We start from the raw sequence: 15663 nt of genomic DNA on the forward strand, positions 1-15663 counted from the left end.
CTTCACTCTTAACCTTGCAAGGTCTTAAACCCAATTCCACCACTAAATATATGCGCCAAGCCCCGATCTGATACATTTTGATTAATATTTGAATCTTGGGCTTGTGCTGTCATTACTGGCACTTTATTCCCTGTTGATAATGGAACGCGTTCCGCTGCTATTGGTTGAACTTTTGTAATATTCGATGATTGCATACGATTCATTTGCAAAATACTTTTTGTCTTAGGTGTAACATTCGGGTTTAAAATTTTACTTGAGATAGGCATTTCTGCATTTTGTGCAAATGTCGCAAGATCCTTCGATGACTTAGGTGTAACCATCTTGCTTTTATTCTGCCCAACTGCTTGCTGTGGCAATGGGATTACATCCTTACCTTTTGTATTGGTCTGTACAATGGGTGGTTGCTCAACTGACTTTCCAGAACGAATTTGATTCATTGCTTCAACAACCAACCCACCCGCTTTCGGATTAGCTTTATTTAATCCCGTGTTTTCATGCGCTGAACGCCCTGTATCGGCTCTTGGCACTGCTGCCCATTGCCCAGCAATATCATTTTGAACTTTAGCAATAGATACATTTTTACCTTTTGCATAATCTTTTGCTGATTTAGGTAAAAGTTTTAAAAACAATTTATCCTGCAATTCAGGTGTAAATATATCTGTACCTTTTAGCGAACCATCAGCTACCCAATTTCGTAAATTAGATGCAATGATTTGATAGCGACCAACGGCATTAAGTCGTTTTGGATCTCCAACTGGTAATGCATTACGTTTTAAAATGTCATTAATAGACATATTTGTTAAATTAGCTTCATTAATGGTTTTAAAGTCACCTTTAACACGCCTTTTTTCATAACCACCTGTATTAGCAATTGTGTAAGATCCTTTACTTTCATATTTTGCTACTGCATCAGCAATTGGCTTATATATACCTAACCCATTTGTTCCCTCATCCTTTAATCCGCTTGAACTACCACCACCCTGACCATAGCTTAAAAGATCAACCCCACTTACACCTGATCCACCACTCGCCGCGTTTCCTTTTGACTTATTTCCCGTAACTTTATTATATAAATTTGATGCACCTTGTTTAACGTAATCAATACCATTGCCTATAGCTTCTTTAGTATTTTTTACAATCTTTGAGTTTTTAATGGATTCAGCAATATCTACAATTTTTCCAATTGCATCAGACCAAAGGCTTTTAAAAATCCCAACAAAATCAGAATTTTTGAGCGTGTCCGTCCACTCTCCAACCTTTTTACCAAAAATCCCACCAAGATAAGCACCAAGCGCACCACCACCAATCGTCCCCAATGGTCCAAACACTGAACCCAATATCGCACCAAGCGCACCACCCGCAAGACTACCAATCCCCTTACCTTTACCACCACTATCGAGTTTACCCCATTCAGAAAATAATGAAGCACCACCAAACAACAACCCAAGCAAAGGAACTCGCTTCAATAAGCCCTTAAATAAGCCCTTTCCACCTTTAAACAGCTTTCCAAGCAATCCACCAAACAAACCACCACCGCCACCCCCATTCGAGCGTACAGCGTCAATAAGGCGTTTTAATAGCTTATTCCGTTCCTTATCTGATTCTTGTTCACGGCGGTTCGCTTGCTGCTGTTCTTCTGGGAGTGTTTGCTCATTACGATTCTTACGCATACGACCACGCAAAATACCAATTGCACGCGAAGTCATCTTGCCGAAAATATTACCGACTGGGGAAACAATTTCTTTTAATTCATTTAAAGCATCGACTGTAGGATCATAGCCTTTTGTGTCTACATTCCCACTTGAGCCACCACCATTTTTAAATAGATCCTTAAATTTTTCTAATATCGTCTTATCCTTAGCAGTAAAACGCCCTTTACTATCCCGATCCTGATTTGATCTTTCACGCTCTAGTTGTGCGCGTTCTTCAGCTTGACTGCGTGTTCTAGTACGCCGTGTCGGGTTAGGATTTGGATCTTCAGCATCACGGCTTGGGCGTGGTCGAGTCGATGGCGCATTACTATCAGCATTGCGTGAACGCCCAGAACTCGCACGATTAGGCGTACCTCTTTGATTGCCCGTGTTTTGATTGGGTTCTGCGTTATTTGGCGTGTTTTGGCTATTTGACTGACTTGCCGCATCCTTTGCTTTCTTATTTTGCTTAATGTAGTCCTGGATGGTTCTATTTAAACTATCTGACTGACTTTGATTAGCATCAATCATACGTTTAAACTCGGACTTCAAAAAATCCAGAATTTCTTTTGTATTATCTTCTGTGTTTTCTACACCTTGCTTGATTTGTTTAAGCCGTAACTCGCCCAAAATAAAGCCTTGAGAATCTGTATTTAGCATGTCTATATTCCTAAAAAATATACATGCAGTATTTGCTTTTTATTTATCGCGTTTTTCTCAATATTCCTTTAAAAATCGGACAAAAAAATACCCGTTTGGGAACGGGTATATGAACAGGAAAACAGATAACATCTTTGTATTATCTGACAATGCAATTATACACCAACAGATATAAATCAACAACTTGAAGTACAATTGATTACAAAAAAACTCTATGCATCATGGGGTATATCTTCATATTCTGCTTCACTTATATCATCATCCAACAAGCCCAGTTCTTGCATCTGTCTTTGCTGTTCTTGCTCAATTTCTCTTTCAAAGTCACCTGACTCTAACATGGCACGGCGTTCCATCATCTCGATATTACGCTGTTTCAATTCTAACATCTGCTGTTCATACGCTGTATCGTCATTAAGATTTGTCAAGCGTCCCGCTGTTTCAGGTTCACGGGTATCTTCTGAATTAATGCCGTAAAACAATATATCCATCTTTGCTTGTTTTTCTATAGCATTAGTTAAAAACATAATTGGCTCAACCAAACCTAATGCCATACCGTATGATTTTTCGATAAGTTCTTTATCTTCTGGCTCTGCTTCTAATTGAAAGTTACGATCTAACATCAATGTCTTATTTATGACAATTTCATCAGTCGTGTGCATAGTTAAATGCTGTAACTGATCATTCATATTTCTGTTTCTGCGGATCACATCAGCTATTTTCAATTTGCGTCTTGAAGTAGTGGACAGCAACTTTTTGACACCCCCTAACGCCTGTGAAACTATCTCATCCCTTCGTGAAACATATAAGTCATAATCAGTTAAGAAACCAGTATCATCTTGATTTATAGTATTTTTTTTATCTTCAACTGTAGCAGACTGCAAAGTATTTTTTGCTTTCTGCATCAATTTCTTTAGCTGCGCGTTAGTCTTTTGGCTGATATTTTGTGGTCGCTCCCATCCCTCCTTTTCAGCTCTTGTAACGACTGTACGGCGGTTAGGCAGTTTAGTTTCTCCTAAGAACTCGCCAACAATTTCAACAATACGCTCAATTGTCGATTCACCATCTGATTCATAAACTGTACGCACACAAAACCAAATCTCATCAGAATATTTACTGTTTCTAGTTTTTCGATTTGGCTTATTATCAGTCATGTTTCATCCCTGATCAATCAAAATTACGCACGACTGGCTTTACTTCGTCTATTCTTACCTTTTTTGTGAAATGCTTTATTTTCATATTCCTGAATAACTTCAATAATATTCAACTCTGCATAGCGATGAAAACGCGCAATTAGCATATCAAATGCCTGTATCTCAGCTTGTAAACTAAATGCCATTTCTAGCACTTCAGGATAGGCTTCGGAAAATTCACGATTTGCCCTGTGTACCAGGATTGCATCTACAAGTTTTTGGCAATAAAGCTTCAGCAATTCACCATGATATTTTGGGAAGTGATCTAAAAGAGAACATAAATTTTTGCTTAGGCTATTAGCCATGTCTAGGGCTGCACTTCTCATACTCTGAATAATAATGCCGTTATGTGATGACGGTGCATTTAATTCCACCTCATTACTAATCCCTGCAATAAAATCCAAACTACAATCATAGAGTTTTGCAATTTTGATCATAATAGGTAAAGGGAAGGAACGCGCACCAGTTTCAAGCTCTACAATACGATTATTAAAAGTTTCTTCTTTATAGTTCCATACTTTCTGCATCACTACATCACGATTAACCCCCGCCCATTCACGCGCAATTTTGCAGTTATAGCCCACCATTGCATTAAACTTTTCATCACATGGCAATTCATGTTTATTTGCTTGTAATCGCTCTGGTTCTTCTAATTCGTTGCAATCTGTTAAGCGTGCGCCCAACTGTTCTTGCTTATGATCTTCAATTTGCTGAATAAGATTTAATTCAGCATACCGATAATAGCGGCGTGATGCTTCTTCAAAATCTGCCACTTTTTCGCTTAAATCTTTAGATAAATTAGCTATATCTGGATAGTTTGCACTAAATACCAGGTCTTTGTTTTTTTGCTTCTCAATTGCTGTTATGGTTCTTTTTGCTGTGTTATGCAGCAATTCACCCCTCTGTTTCGGTATAGAGTTTAAAACCTCATCTAACCTTTCGCCGATACGCTCTGTAATTTCAGTAGTCGTGCTTTCAATCGCACCCAGTACCACGCTCTTTTTTTCAATAAGATTAATCTCAATATGCGGGCTTAATCCCGTCAAAAAATTTAGGCTGCACTTATACAGTAATGAAAGTCTAACCAAGTGACTAAATGTGCATGTTTTATGCCCATACTCCAAATCACTTAAATTTTTAAGTTGCACTTTCAATTTATCGCCCGTAATAGCGTACAACATAGATACAACATCTAAACGTGTATATCCTGATATTTCACGCGCAATACGACAATTTTTACCAATAGTCGTCCACAATTCATCGTATTTTGGCAGCTTAATTTCACTCATCATTTGATCCCTAAATAATCTTTAATTTCTTTGATTGTTTCAGCAACGGTACGACAAACCAAAACCTTATTTCCCATTGCTTCAAGTAATTTAATTTGCGCTTTCTGTTCTGGGCGAACTCGCCCATTTTTTGTTTTTTGTTCTATATATAAACTTCCATAGCCTTGTTTTGGCACTGGCAATAACCAATCTGGCGTACCCGCAATAACACCCATCTTTTTAAATTTTGCACCTTCAGACTCAGATCTATTACCGCCATTGGGAATATGACGAATAATCTCACTCACACGGTAGCCGTTGTAACGAATGTAGTAGCATTCTTCAAATACTTGCATTTGAATATCATCTTCTTGCGGTGCTAACCCAAGTGCTGCACGCTCTGACGCTGAATATCTTGTTTTTTTTGGTACAGGTGCTTTAGCAAATATATCTTTAGGTCTATATGGTCTGACACGCTTAACCATTCACTACATCCAAATAACAATAAAAGAATATTAGAGAATAATTATTACATAATTTATTCTAAAAGTAATATAAAAGAATATTTTATTTCTTATAAGCAAAAAAAAACCTTCCGAATTGGGGAACTCGGAAGGCAGAAACAAGCGCATATATCTTAATATTCAAGGCTTATCTACCGACAATCCTTGAAATCCTGCTTACTTTTATTAAAGTGAGTACAACTCTTAACAGGACTTGCTTAAAATATTCTAAAAAGAATATTTATGCAAGTGTTTATTCTTTTTTTTAAATTCACATAACAATAATTAAATTAAGTTAATATAACTTTATTCATAGATTACTTGGTTTGATGTGGTTCCGTTAATTAGACCACTCAATCTAGTTTTATAAGTGATAAATCCGCTCTAAATATTTAAATTATGCTGCCATTACTTTTGGTAAATGTCGATCATAAAATTCATTTGGTGTTGCCTTATTCAAGCTTGAATGAGGACGTATCGTGTTATAAAAATCCAAATATTCAGCAATTGATTGTTTTGCTTGTTTAACCGTATCGTAAGCCTTCAAATAGACTTCCTCATGCTTCACACTGCGCCATAAACGCTCAATCATTACATTATCCATCCATCGTCCTTTCCCATCCATACTGATACGGATATTTCGCAATTTTAACTCATTCAAAAATGCCTCGCTTGTGAATTGACTGCCTTGGTCTGTATTAAACACCTCTGGACAACCATATTTCACAATTGCTTCTTGCAACGCATCTATGCAAAAGTCTGTTTCCATACTGATCGATACACGATGAGCCAGTACTTTACGACTATGCCAATCTATAATTGCACACAGATAGACAAAGCCTTTAGCCATAGGAATGTACGTGATATCTGTACACCAGACTTGATTAGAGTGATCGATGACCATGTTTTTCAACAGATATGGGAAAATACGGTGTGCAAGATTAGGCTTACTGGTATTGGGTTTTGGATACAAGGCATGTATTCCCATCAAGCGCATTAAACGTCGGACTTTACGCCGACCTATTTTATGTCCTTGACGCTGTAGCATATCTCGTATCATTCGACTGCCCATAAATGGGTAGTCGAGATGAATTTCATCGATTAGACGCATCAAACTCAAATCAGTTGATGAAATCTCTTTGGGCTTGTAATACAACGTACTGCGATTGATTTGAATCAATTGCGATTGTTGTCGTACCGAAAGTTGATGGGTCTTATCGATCATTTTTTGCCGCTCAGCTGCCCTATTTTTCTGAGCGCACCTTCTAAAAAATCAATTTGCAATGCCTGATGTCCTATCTTGGCATGTAGAGCTTTGAGGTCAATCTCAGGTTCTTGTTGTGCTGTTGGTCGTGAAAAAATATTGATTGATTGCTCAAGCAGTTGATTTTTCCAATCGATGATTTGGTTTTGATGTAAATCGAATTGAGTAGAAAGTTCAGCGAGTGTGTGGTCGCCTTTAATTGCTGCGAGAGCAACTTTAACTTTAAACTCTGCTGAATGATTACGACGTTTTCTTCGTGTCATGGTTGACTCCAAAAACAAGCATTTCCCATGCTTATTGGGGAGTAGATTATCACTTATAGGCGTGGTCTAAAATCCTAGAACCACATCAGTTATTGTCTTGAAAAAATTAAGCTTAGAAGATTTTATAAAGAAATCTAGGATTGTTCACGGTGATAAATATGATTATTCCGAATCCGTCTATAAAGGCGCACTTCAAAAAATTAAAATTATATGTCCTACACATGGCGCATTTGAACAGATTGCAAATAATCACTTGCAAGGAATGAATTGCCCAAATTGTGCAAATACAGATAAAGCCAAGCCGAAAAAAAACCTAGATTCTTTTTTAAAAAAAGCTAAAACTATTCACGGTGATAAATATGATTATTCCGAATCTGTCTATAAAGGCGCACAGAAAAAAATTAAAATTATATGTCCTACACATGGCGCATTTGAACAAGTCGTAAATAATCACTTACATGGCTCTGGTTGTTCACGCTGTCCAAGAAAAAAAAGAGCTACAAAAAAGCCTAATGTTTAAAATTAGGCATTCGTGCAACCCTCATCATAAATCCATAATTTCGGATTACTACCTATACGCATAGAAATAACCCCTGTGCCTTTCGTGTTACTGATCACACCCAAATCATAGGCGCATTGTTTTTCTGTAATCTCATGACCTTTTTTTAACATTCGATTGACCACACCTTTTGTATATGGTCTTTTCTTTTCATTCTTTGCATCAATGACACACTGTAAAACTTGTTGTTGTCTTTCTGATAACTGAACCATATTAAGCTCCAAGTAAATCAAAGGCTTTTTGACCTAACTGATCGATTTCATTAAAGCCCTGTTTGGTTTTTGAGAACTGCGGGAATGAGATAAATCCATTTCCCTTTACAAAATTGAATTTAGAAACAATTTCATAAGCTTCAATATAGATTTTATTTGTAATTTCAAAATCCACAAATTGATAGGTCCATGCTGCACCTTTGCGATATTGGTGAAGTTTAATCAACCCTTTGGATTCAAGCTTTCTAGCCAAACTCAAACGTTTAGCTGAAGATTCACACGGTACATAAAACAAAGTAAATTGTTTTAAACGAAGTTTGTCATCATCATAGCGATTAAAACAAAAACGGTCTGATTCAGCCTTATCAATAATGCTTTTAGCTGCTACAGCACACATTCCACGTAATATATCTTTTTCATCCATGATCGCAATAATCCTTTAAAAATGCCGCTATATCTACCATGTGAATATCTTCTTTAGCATCCTTTTTTTCAAAAACTGTGCCTTCAGGATCTACATTAAATAAAGCACACAAACGGTACGCTACAGTGCTGCCACAACCAACCATGCTCATGACATGTACCCAGTTCTTTTTTGTTTTTAAGACTTTTGATGCACGTAATACTCGAAAAAACAATTCTTTCGGATCATGCTCAACAAAACGTCCTTTTTCCAATTCAATAACAATTCGCTGACTTTCCCTTAATGCTTTATTTTCCAACCATAGTTGGTGCATTTCTTCTGGATAGACTTCACGGCGACCACTAGGCGACATAGGACTGACAACACGTTCAACTTCCATGCGCTCAACGGCTGCGGCTGCACGGGCATAACTCCAATATAATTTACGCTGTAATACTGAAACACTGCCGCCATTAATGGTCTTGTATGCTGTTTCTACTGCCAATTGGTAATCATGTTCTGGTAAATCATAGTTTTCAAATGTCATGTTTATTTACTCTATGTTATTGCAGCGAAAATCATCCGATATGCTGTCAAAAAAGCTACTATTCCATTCCCCATCTTCTTTTTTAAATGCAATTTGTTTTTCATGATCCTTTTTGACAAACTCTTTTGCAGATTCTTTAAACTCAGAAGCCATGTAATTTAAATGATAAAGAACTGTGTTTTTTTCATCTTGATCTTTAAAACCAAGTTCAGGTACTTGGTTAAACAGGTAATTGGCTGAAAGTTTACATGCCAAAACAAACCCTTCAGGGATGGCTTGAGTTTTAGCAGCTAACCATGCATCCCATGCAGGTTTTTGAAATTTATCCTCATCATCAAATGGCAGATTATTTTCATACCAATGCTTTAAAAAAGCTTTGCGTTCTTTTTGAAGATCCATCAAACCACCTCACATAAGCTTTTAATAACGCTTTCAGGTAAATCTATCTTTTCAGCTTCATTTTCATAGCAGAAAAAAGGGCTTTCACTATGGATCTCATTGCAGCAAATCATATCGCCTTTGAACTCGCGCACACGCCCATAAATTTCAACCTCATCACCACAAGCAGGGACAAATTTCGCTTTAACAATGTCATTTAGATGAATATGCTTATTTTGATCACAAGACTTAGATTTGACGGTATAAGCCCCATCTAATCCCAAAACTAAAACATCCTTGTCCTGTAGGACTATTCCATTACACACGGGATGATAGTTAAATTTCTCCCACAAGCCATTTGCAGGACCAGGTAAACAATCAACCATTGGGAATGCAGATTTACGCTGATAAATCCAAAGTTCTGCATTGAAAATAATTTCTTGCGTTGTTGTATTGCTAGATTTAGTCATGCCCTTACTCCTTTTAAGCATGGAAGTTCATCAATAAACTCCATTACAGCCTCCGCATTTCCACCTGAGTAATTAAAGTGATCTGCTGTCAGTTCTCCTTCACCATCCTTTTTTGATGCCTCAAATAAATCTCGTTTAGTGCCTTCCGTGAACTCAATAAACCATTCACTTTCACATTCAGAGTTACCACGTACCCATTCAATTTTTATAAAAGGAATGCCTTTCTTATTAAGAGCTGATTTAATTTTTCTAATGCTCATTCCCTTGCCCCTGTGCTTCTTGTATTGCATCCACCCAACTTTCAGCATCCAACATGTGTTTAATTGCTTTAGTTAGCTTTGCTTGAGCCATATCCGCATAAGTTTTAGAAGTTAGTCCTTTTCTAATTTCATCATGACAATTGCGTAATTCAGACAATGCATTTTTAATATCGTTCTGTGCCATTTCAGAACTTTTTTTGATTAATTTACTCACTTTCTTGACTCCCTTCACCATCAATAGAACAAGAATCAAGGTGTAAGCTCATAATTTCAGTACCAACATCATATTTAGAATCACCACAATCTACATCTTGTTGAGTAACAACATGCTCAACGGTATGACCTGATTTAGCCAACACAATGCCATAGCCCACTTGATGAAAATTACCATCACTGCTTGGATCTAACCCTTGATCAGCAAGACGTTCACTAAAAGATTCAATAGCACATTCAGCTTCATGTTTTGCTTCAGCTAAGGTGTTGTGAACTTCATAATTTTCACCATCATTGGAAAAATAGCCTTTAACCTCATCACGGCGAACAATCAAAAATTCTTCGTTTTCTACTTGCTGTAACCAACCCAGCGTACAATCTATTAATTCTTTAAAATTAAGCTCTGGCGTTTGTTCACCATTATCACTTTTCAAAGAAAATTGCATGTTATCAACATCAATTTCCTGTTGTTCCAAAACAGCGACCAAGCCATTAATAACTGTTTTTGCCACTACCGCATTGACTGAAAACTTATCCATTTTGCACCTCAAGATTTTTAAAATACTTTCTAATTGATTCAATAATTTGACGTAACCACTTACGTTCCCGCGCCTGTCTAGTCCTTGAAAAATTACTAATCAAATAATCAATGATTTCTGGATCTGTTATAAAATCCTCTACCCTTTCAACCCAATGCGCGCCCCAATAGGCAGTCCATGCATGATCCCAACATTGAATTGTCACCTGTGACCTACATTCGCCATACCAGACAACAAACAGATTGATTGAATCCACCCCATCTTGCGATGGGATGTGATGGGTTCTGACTTCTTTAACTTGCATCTTGTTGTTCCTGTGCTTTGATTGCATCCTTGTAATCACGCCATAACTCCCACTTTTTTTTATGCAAATGTTCCTTGTATACTTTTTCTATAGTTTCGACCCAAAAAGGATTAGTTTCATTACCTAGTGGACTATTAACTCGTTCAAGAGCCATAGCTTCGGCTATTTCTCCAGGCAATTCTTTTTTCACCAAAACAAACCCTTCAGGAATGGCTTTCGCTTCTTGCCACTTCTTACGCTCATAAAGCTCACCAAGTTTCATTGCTTTAGCAACAAGCATTTCCAATTCTTCTGATTCACCATTATCAAAGTAATGTTTTTCAGACATTGATTCCGAAATTTGAGTGATTTCAGCATCCAAAAATTCAGTATCATCTATAGTTACAGCTTCTTGACCAAAAACACTGCGGGCTTGTGCCAACACTTCTCTTTCAAGTATTTGTGCAAAGTCATACACATAAGCATTTAAATCTAGTTCGCCATTTACCTGGTCTTTTAGCTTAAATCCGCTTGCAAGTGCCAATTCTTTAATTCTTGAAATTTCCATTTATTATTTTCTCCGTGCCTTAAAGGTTTTTGCACTTGCTAATCGACCTTGCATTTCTGAAATACGCGCATTCAAGGCTTTTACTTCCCGATTTTTTTCCTCTAAAACACGCTGATTTTCAGTTAATTTCTGGGTCAATTCTGTGATCAACTTAGAATTTTTTACTTTTTCATCTTCTAAATTACTTAGATAAGATAACTGTACTAACTGTTCACCCGATGCAATTAGACTCATCCGAACTTTTACTAAAGTTAGATATTTAACTGTCCCTACAATCTGATCTTTCATCAGCTTCTTAACTGCTTCAGAATGTTTACAATATTCTTCTAAGCGCAAACTCGCTTCAGCATAGATTTCCTTTAATTCATTAAAACTCAATAAATTAATATCAACCTTGCCACGCTTTTTAACTACAATTTTCGGCTTAGAGTCTGGTTGAGTGTAATCTACTAAGCCCGCTTGATTGTCGTACCATCCATTGACCATTATTTGATACTCCATTCACCATTACACCAACCATCTTCATAATCGACATTGGGTTTTTCCACCTGAACAGCGACACACTGAACATCAGACCAATTCATATTGTTTGCAGCCCAATCATGAATTTCATATTCTTCAGACTCAAACAATGGCAAAGTGTCATCACGTAAACTTTCTGCTATATCCCCCTCATATTCTTTAATGGCGTAATAAGCAGCACGGTGACGGGCGATAAATTCAACGGGTACAGCCCATTGACTTTCATCTGCCATAGTTACCACCATGCATTTACTGAATAACGCATGTTCAACCACTTCTTCACAGCTTTCTAAGTCGAAATGATATTCATTATGTTCATTTTCCTTTTGCCATTGCTCACATGCAGCAGCTTCGCATTCTGCTTCAATAACTTGACTTTTTTGCTCAAGATGCAAAGTTTCGCCGTTCTGATCAACAACACGCTCGTCCCACATTAATTTAAATTTCTTCATCACGATTTCCTTTTTAAAATTGATTTACTTCACGCCAACGATGCAAAAGGCACGGCGAATGGCATCATCTTTTGAGTATGTTTTTTGATTGACTTGGCATTGCTGCATATTGGCTTGTGGGATCTTTTCAACTGCTACAGACTTGTCACCGTTATCACTAAAAGTAACAACCAAAACTAAATAAACTGTACTAATCATGATGGTAGGACCTCCATCGAATGACGTTTAAAGAACGCTTTTACTTCGTCTACTGAACGCGTGATGACTTCACGATCTGTATTTGGGATATAGCAATGCACCACTTCATCCAGTTCAGTAATGTAGCGAATAGCTTGAGCGCAGTTATTAAATTGACATAGCGGTTGATCAAACCACGCTTGGTTATAAAACATTTCTTTTTTATGTTCTTCATCAGAACCCGCCCAACTAACTACCACAATATTGTCATGACGACTTTTACATCTTGGTTCACTAGGTCTGTAAGGTGAAAAATTTAAATCATTTTTCATACGGCGCACGGCTTTGTATGCTATTTCTTCTGATTCAGCGGGGCGCAGATCAATTTCATCATCGTAACTGCACTGCACCGCCCATTTTATCTTTTCAGGCTGATTACATAGCGGCATCAACAAAACAAAGGCATCGCTATATTCGCTATATTTAAAATCAACAAATGCTACCGTTTCTGTACCAGTTGGATAAATAGATCCTCTTAAAACACCCAGTATTTGTGCCATTTCGTTCACCGTATTTAAATACTTGGTATCAAAATATGGGTAACTACTTAATTCAACTTTTTCAGGCTTGGCAATAACAACCTTTTGCCAATCTATAAAACTATCCCAGTGCTGAATAAAAGCTTCGTATGCACCATAACAATGCTTAATCTCTAATAAGCCTTTCTTTTCATTAGCATCAAAACTTAACTCGCAATAATAACGATCAAAATTTTCAACTTTCTTTAAAAAACTCTCTACATGCGGCAATGGAATATGGACCTTAAATTCTGGATCTATATCCAATTTTGAGCAAAATAAAATATGACTGTTTGTTGCAATGATATGACCTTTTTCAATTGCTAAAACTTCAAGATTTGGTCGTAAAAAATCATCTCTCGAAATCGCTAAAGAAGCGGCTTTTAATAATGCAATTGGTATTAAAAATTTCTGTATTCCCATGACTACACCTGTGGTTTTGAATCTAAAATTTGCTGTAAACGAAATTGCTCAACGTCATACACGTATCGCTTGCCTTCGTAATAATTAATACTTGCATCTGTAGTGGCTTTCTTTTGCTTATCTGCGGCATCGTCTGACGACCAAACAAAATGATTGTGAATAGACTTAACTTTTTCGTGATAGTCCTGTACATGGGCGTACATCTGCTGTTTAACGTGTTTGAATGAAGCCCAAGCAAATGATTGATAATATTCACTACCACCCGCACGTAAATATTGACCTTCCTTATCCCACCACTGATAAAATTCAGCTTTCCATGTTTCTTCCAGTTCAACTGCATCAAAAGGTAAAACACGAACATCACCCACATTGCACATAAATGGATTATCTGTACTCAACAAACGACCAAAAACATAACCATCTTCAACCCGATCAATTACCGCTGATCCTGTAACGTGTTTATCTGAAAACTCAGTAGCCGATGACGATACATAATCAACGTAAACACGCTGACCAACTTGTAAGCTGCTCATATTGGATCACCTATAATTTGAACTGACGGGCTTAGACCATATTCCCTGATAAATTTCATTCGATTTTGCTTTGCTTCCCATTCAAGGCGTTGTTTTTCTAATTCTTCTAAATCAACGGTTGCTTCGATATAACCGCTTAGCATTTCACAAGATTTTTTAATCCCTAAATGTTCAATCAAATCATCAATACGCTGTTTTTCTTGAATCTCTAAAGGGTATGCATGGCGTATATCATTCAAGCCCACACAAAAACCCATCATCACGCGTGTATCTTTTGACAACGTTGGATCGTAAATACTGACTTGGACTGTATTCCCAGTGATATTTTCAACAACGTAAATCCCTTTGTTATGTGGTCGCCATTGCTGTGTTATACAAACAATGTCATTAGTTTTAATTTCTTTTTTCATCCTTAAATACCCAATAGAAGAATATTTAAGAATAATACACTTTATTTATTCCAAAAAGAATAATTATTCTTATTTTTATTCTTTTACAGTCCAAAAAAAAGCTTATCCATGTGATAAGCTTAAATTTAGTAAATAAATCTTATTATTTTTTATCGTATCCAACTCTATAAAGATCTTCTTTCCAATTCTCAACATTAACCGCGTTACCAAGCAGGACTAATAATCTCTTTTCAAAATCTTCATAGGTTTCACCCGCTACAGCATACTTGCCACTAAAAATAGCGTCATGTGCAAGTTTATTAGCAAACAATGGAATCTGTTTTTCACTCAATGCCATATCTTTTATTGGCTTCTGTGCTTCATCCTTCAATCTAAATCTAAATGAGAACCCTATGATGCTACGCCCCTCTTTATGTTGATCATAATCGACTACAATATCTGTCGATTTATTAATCTGTTTTAGGCTGCTTTCAATTACTTTGGTTTTGAATGTATCTATACGCGGGTAATCATTTTCACCAAGACCTAATTTTCTTCTAAATTCATTGAGTTCAAACATTGGCGTTTTATTTATTTTGCGCCACTGGATGATCAACTCGTAAATGCGGATCGCATATTTACCTGTCAATTGGCTAACTTGCTTCATTTGATAACTTGTAAAACTTTCCTCTAGTTGAGTCACTAGAGGAATTACATCATTTGTAAAAATCATTTCAACAATTGCTGAATCATCTATATAACTAACTTTCTGTACCCATCGTGATTTAGATTTCTTTTTATTGCCTGTTTCTGTGTCAATCTCAATATAGCTAAACTGACGACTAAAAATACTATTACTGGCGTTTTTAAGAGCTTCATACGCTGAATTTTTACTAACTTTAAAGTGTTCCATGTAGTCAGTAGCATGGATTCTTAAAACAGTTTCAGAATTAATGCTCTTTTCTAGCTTTCTCGCTTTTATAATTGCTAACAAAACCAATCTTTGCTCTATTGTTTCTAAGTTATATGATGCATTGATCAAGGCGTTATCTTTTACAATTAATTCGTTCATTCATATTACACCTATATTTTTATAGGTGGTATTACACCATGTTTTTTAATAGGTGTAAATAGCACGGAAAAAGGTGGGGTATAGCACGGAAAAAGGTGGGGTATAGCACGGAAAAAGGTGGGGTATAGCACGGAAAAAGGTGGATAATGTCCTCTGTATGCCTTGTATAGCAATAGTTTCAGACCTCGTAAAAGTATATAAAAGTATATAAAATTAATAAAAAGAACTCAAAGACTGTGGATAACT

Annotated in this window: 23 protein-coding genes; 1 reads left to right on the forward strand and 22 read right to left on the reverse strand. The window is 36.7% G+C overall.

Annotation, left to right across the window (positions count from 1 at the left end):
- Window positions 1–8: 8 nt before the first annotated feature.
- The 5 genes from DJ533_RS00195 to DJ533_RS00215 form a co-directional block, all read right to left on the reverse strand.
- Window positions 9–2351 carry a glycine zipper domain-containing protein gene (locus tag DJ533_RS00195; RefSeq protein WP_065994820.1) on the reverse strand — a complete coding sequence of 781 codons (2343 nt, stop codon included), beginning with the start codon at window positions 2349–2351 and terminating at the stop codon, window positions 9–11.
- A 212-nt stretch (window positions 2352–2563) separates the two neighbouring features.
- Entirely contained in the window at window positions 2564–3502 is a 939-nt protein-coding gene (locus tag DJ533_RS00200; RefSeq protein ID WP_065994821.1) for a hypothetical protein, read from the reverse strand.
- 23 nt (window positions 3503–3525) lie between these two features.
- Window positions 3526–4830 (reverse strand): hypothetical protein, encoded by a 1305-nt coding sequence (locus DJ533_RS00205; protein ID WP_065994822.1) that lies wholly within the window; start codon window positions 4828–4830, stop codon window positions 3526–3528.
- Window positions 4830–5294, reverse strand: coding sequence for a VRR-NUC domain-containing protein (locus DJ533_RS00210; protein WP_081406128.1), 465 nt, complete (start codon window positions 5292–5294; stop codon window positions 4830–4832). Before DJ533_RS00210 ends, DJ533_RS00205 begins: the two co-directional genes overlap by 1 nt.
- A gap of 415 nt (window positions 5295–5709) precedes the next feature.
- A protein-coding gene (locus DJ533_RS00215; protein WP_089024817.1) for an IS3 family transposase occupies window positions 5710–6839 on the reverse strand; the annotation gives its coding sequence in 2 pieces (ribosomal slippage) (window positions 5710–6587 and window positions 6587–6839; 1131 coding nt in all).
- 97 nt (window positions 6840–6936) lie between these two features.
- Here DJ533_RS00215 and DJ533_RS00220 point away from each other — a divergent pair.
- Window positions 6937–7359, forward strand: coding sequence for a hypothetical protein (locus tag DJ533_RS00220; protein WP_065994736.1), 423 nt, complete (start codon window positions 6937–6939; stop codon window positions 7357–7359).
- 2 nt (window positions 7360–7361) lie between these two features.
- Here DJ533_RS00220 and DJ533_RS00225 read toward each other — a convergent pair whose 3' ends face one another.
- The 17 genes from DJ533_RS00225 to repM all read right to left on the reverse strand — a co-directional run bounded on the left by DJ533_RS00225 (window position 7362) and on the right by repM (window position 15417).
- A complete protein-coding gene (locus DJ533_RS00225) occupies window positions 7362–7610 on the reverse strand; it encodes a hypothetical protein (RefSeq protein WP_065994737.1) in 249 nt (82 codons plus the stop codon).
- Window position 7611: 1 nt separating this feature from the next.
- Window positions 7612–8034: a hypothetical protein gene (locus DJ533_RS00230; RefSeq protein ID WP_065994738.1), complete on the reverse strand. Its 423-nt coding sequence runs from the start codon at window positions 8032–8034 to the stop codon at window positions 7612–7614.
- Window positions 8027–8560, reverse strand: coding sequence for a DNA translocase FtsK (locus tag DJ533_RS00235; RefSeq protein ID WP_081406124.1), 534 nt, complete (start codon window positions 8558–8560; stop codon window positions 8027–8029). The genes DJ533_RS00230 and DJ533_RS00235 overlap by 8 nt, the downstream gene beginning before the upstream one ends.
- Window positions 8561–8566: 6 nt before the next feature.
- Window positions 8567–8959 carry a hypothetical protein gene (locus DJ533_RS00240; RefSeq protein WP_065994739.1) on the reverse strand — a complete coding sequence of 131 codons (393 nt, stop codon included), beginning with the start codon at window positions 8957–8959 and terminating at the stop codon, window positions 8567–8569.
- Window positions 8959–9408: a hypothetical protein gene (locus tag DJ533_RS00245; protein ID WP_065994740.1), complete on the reverse strand. Its 450-nt coding sequence runs from the start codon at window positions 9406–9408 to the stop codon at window positions 8959–8961. Before DJ533_RS00245 ends, DJ533_RS00240 begins: the two co-directional genes overlap by 1 nt.
- Window positions 9405–9668, reverse strand: a complete 264-nt coding sequence (locus DJ533_RS00250; RefSeq protein WP_065994741.1) for a hypothetical protein — start codon at window positions 9666–9668, stop codon at window positions 9405–9407. Before DJ533_RS00250 ends, DJ533_RS00245 begins: the two co-directional genes overlap by 4 nt.
- Window positions 9658–9882, reverse strand: coding sequence for a hypothetical protein (locus tag DJ533_RS00255; RefSeq protein ID WP_065994742.1), 225 nt, complete (start codon window positions 9880–9882; stop codon window positions 9658–9660). The genes DJ533_RS00250 and DJ533_RS00255 overlap by 11 nt, the downstream gene beginning before the upstream one ends.
- The gene (locus tag DJ533_RS00260; RefSeq protein WP_065994743.1) at window positions 9875–10420 is read right to left on the reverse strand and encodes a hypothetical protein; all 546 of its coding nucleotides are present in this window, start codon (window positions 10418–10420) and stop codon (window positions 9875–9877) included. Before DJ533_RS00260 ends, DJ533_RS00255 begins: the two co-directional genes overlap by 8 nt.
- Window positions 10413–10724 (reverse strand): hypothetical protein, encoded by a 312-nt coding sequence (locus tag DJ533_RS00265; protein WP_065994744.1) that lies wholly within the window; start codon window positions 10722–10724, stop codon window positions 10413–10415. The genes DJ533_RS00260 and DJ533_RS00265 overlap by 8 nt, the downstream gene beginning before the upstream one ends.
- On the reverse strand, window positions 10714–11271 hold the full coding sequence (locus DJ533_RS00270) for a hypothetical protein (protein WP_065994745.1): 558 nt from the start codon (window positions 11269–11271) through the stop codon (window positions 10714–10716). The genes DJ533_RS00265 and DJ533_RS00270 overlap by 11 nt, the downstream gene beginning before the upstream one ends.
- 3 nt (window positions 11272–11274) lie before the next feature.
- Entirely contained in the window at window positions 11275–11772 is a 498-nt protein-coding gene (locus tag DJ533_RS00275) for a hypothetical protein (protein ID WP_148245823.1), read from the reverse strand.
- Window positions 11757–12245, reverse strand: coding sequence for a hypothetical protein (locus DJ533_RS18825; RefSeq protein WP_228716442.1), 489 nt, complete (start codon window positions 12243–12245; stop codon window positions 11757–11759). Before DJ533_RS18825 ends, DJ533_RS00275 begins: the two co-directional genes overlap by 16 nt.
- Before the next feature lie 24 nt (window positions 12246–12269).
- The gene (locus tag DJ533_RS18570; RefSeq protein ID WP_171488520.1) at window positions 12270–12443 is read right to left on the reverse strand and encodes a hypothetical protein; all 174 of its coding nucleotides are present in this window, start codon (window positions 12441–12443) and stop codon (window positions 12270–12272) included.
- On the reverse strand, window positions 12440–13423 hold the full coding sequence (locus tag DJ533_RS00285) for a hypothetical protein (protein ID WP_065994747.1): 984 nt from the start codon (window positions 13421–13423) through the stop codon (window positions 12440–12442). Before DJ533_RS00285 ends, DJ533_RS18570 begins: the two co-directional genes overlap by 4 nt.
- Before the next feature lie 2 nt (window positions 13424–13425).
- Entirely contained in the window at window positions 13426–13956 is a 531-nt protein-coding gene (locus DJ533_RS18765) for a hypothetical protein (protein WP_065994748.1), read from the reverse strand.
- Window positions 13953–14366 (reverse strand): hypothetical protein, encoded by a 414-nt coding sequence (locus DJ533_RS00295; RefSeq protein WP_065994749.1) that lies wholly within the window; start codon window positions 14364–14366, stop codon window positions 13953–13955. Before DJ533_RS00295 ends, DJ533_RS18765 begins: the two co-directional genes overlap by 4 nt.
- Before the next feature lie 142 nt (window positions 14367–14508).
- Complete coding sequence (gene repM, locus DJ533_RS00300) at window positions 14509–15417, reverse strand: replication initiation protein RepM (RefSeq protein WP_065994750.1); 909 nt, start codon at window positions 15415–15417, stop codon at window positions 14509–14511.
- Window positions 15418–15663 lie beyond the last annotated feature (246 nt).

The organism is Acinetobacter defluvii, assembly GCF_001704615.3.
Lineage (GTDB): Bacteria > Pseudomonadota > Gammaproteobacteria > Pseudomonadales > Moraxellaceae > Acinetobacter > Acinetobacter defluvii.

Coding starts and splice junctions, on each gene's coding strand:
- DJ533_RS18570 (WP_171488520.1), bottom strand. CDS start 12,443: ATGATTAGTACAGTTTATTTAGTTTTGGTTGTTACTTTTAGTGATAAC.
- DJ533_RS00205 (WP_065994822.1), bottom strand. CDS start 4,830: ATGAGTGAAATTAAGCTGCCAAAATACGATGAATTGTGGACGACTATT.
- DJ533_RS00240 (WP_065994739.1), bottom strand. CDS start 8,959: ATGGATCTTCAAAAAGAACGCAAAGCTTTTTTAAAGCATTGGTATGAA.
- repM (WP_065994750.1), bottom strand. CDS start 15,417: ATGAACGAATTAATTGTAAAAGATAACGCCTTGATCAATGCATCATAT.
- DJ533_RS00265 (WP_065994744.1), bottom strand. CDS start 10,724: ATGCAAGTTAAAGAAGTCAGAACCCATCACATCCCATCGCAAGATGGG.
- DJ533_RS18765 (WP_065994748.1), bottom strand. CDS start 13,956: ATGAGCAGCTTACAAGTTGGTCAGCGTGTTTACGTTGATTATGTATCG.
- DJ533_RS00225 (WP_065994737.1), bottom strand. CDS start 7,610: ATGGTTCAGTTATCAGAAAGACAACAACAAGTTTTACAGTGTGTCATT.
- DJ533_RS18825 (WP_228716442.1), bottom strand. CDS start 12,245: ATGAAGAAATTTAAATTAATGTGGGACGAGCGTGTTGTTGATCAGAAC.
- DJ533_RS00260 (WP_065994743.1), bottom strand. CDS start 10,420: ATGGATAAGTTTTCAGTCAATGCGGTAGTGGCAAAAACAGTTATTAAT.
- DJ533_RS00210 (WP_081406128.1), bottom strand. CDS start 5,294: ATGGTTAAGCGTGTCAGACCATATAGACCTAAAGATATATTTGCTAAA.
- DJ533_RS00200 (WP_065994821.1), bottom strand. CDS start 3,502: ATGACTGATAATAAGCCAAATCGAAAAACTAGAAACAGTAAATATTCT.
- DJ533_RS00295 (WP_065994749.1), bottom strand. CDS start 14,366: ATGAAAAAAGAAATTAAAACTAATGACATTGTTTGTATAACACAGCAA.
- DJ533_RS00230 (WP_065994738.1), bottom strand. CDS start 8,034: ATGGATGAAAAAGATATATTACGTGGAATGTGTGCTGTAGCAGCTAAA.
- DJ533_RS00235 (WP_081406124.1), bottom strand. CDS start 8,560: ATGACATTTGAAAACTATGATTTACCAGAACATGATTACCAATTGGCA.
- DJ533_RS00250 (WP_065994741.1), bottom strand. CDS start 9,668: ATGAGCATTAGAAAAATTAAATCAGCTCTTAATAAGAAAGGCATTCCT.
- DJ533_RS00270 (WP_065994745.1), bottom strand. CDS start 11,271: ATGGAAATTTCAAGAATTAAAGAATTGGCACTTGCAAGCGGATTTAAG.
- DJ533_RS00275 (WP_148245823.1), bottom strand. CDS start 11,772: ATGGAGTATCAAATAATGGTCAATGGATGGTACGACAATCAAGCGGGC.
- DJ533_RS00195 (WP_065994820.1), bottom strand. CDS start 2,351: ATGCTAAATACAGATTCTCAAGGCTTTATTTTGGGCGAGTTACGGCTT.
- DJ533_RS00245 (WP_065994740.1), bottom strand. CDS start 9,408: ATGACTAAATCTAGCAATACAACAACGCAAGAAATTATTTTCAATGCA.
- DJ533_RS00285 (WP_065994747.1), bottom strand. CDS start 13,423: ATGGGAATACAGAAATTTTTAATACCAATTGCATTATTAAAAGCCGCT.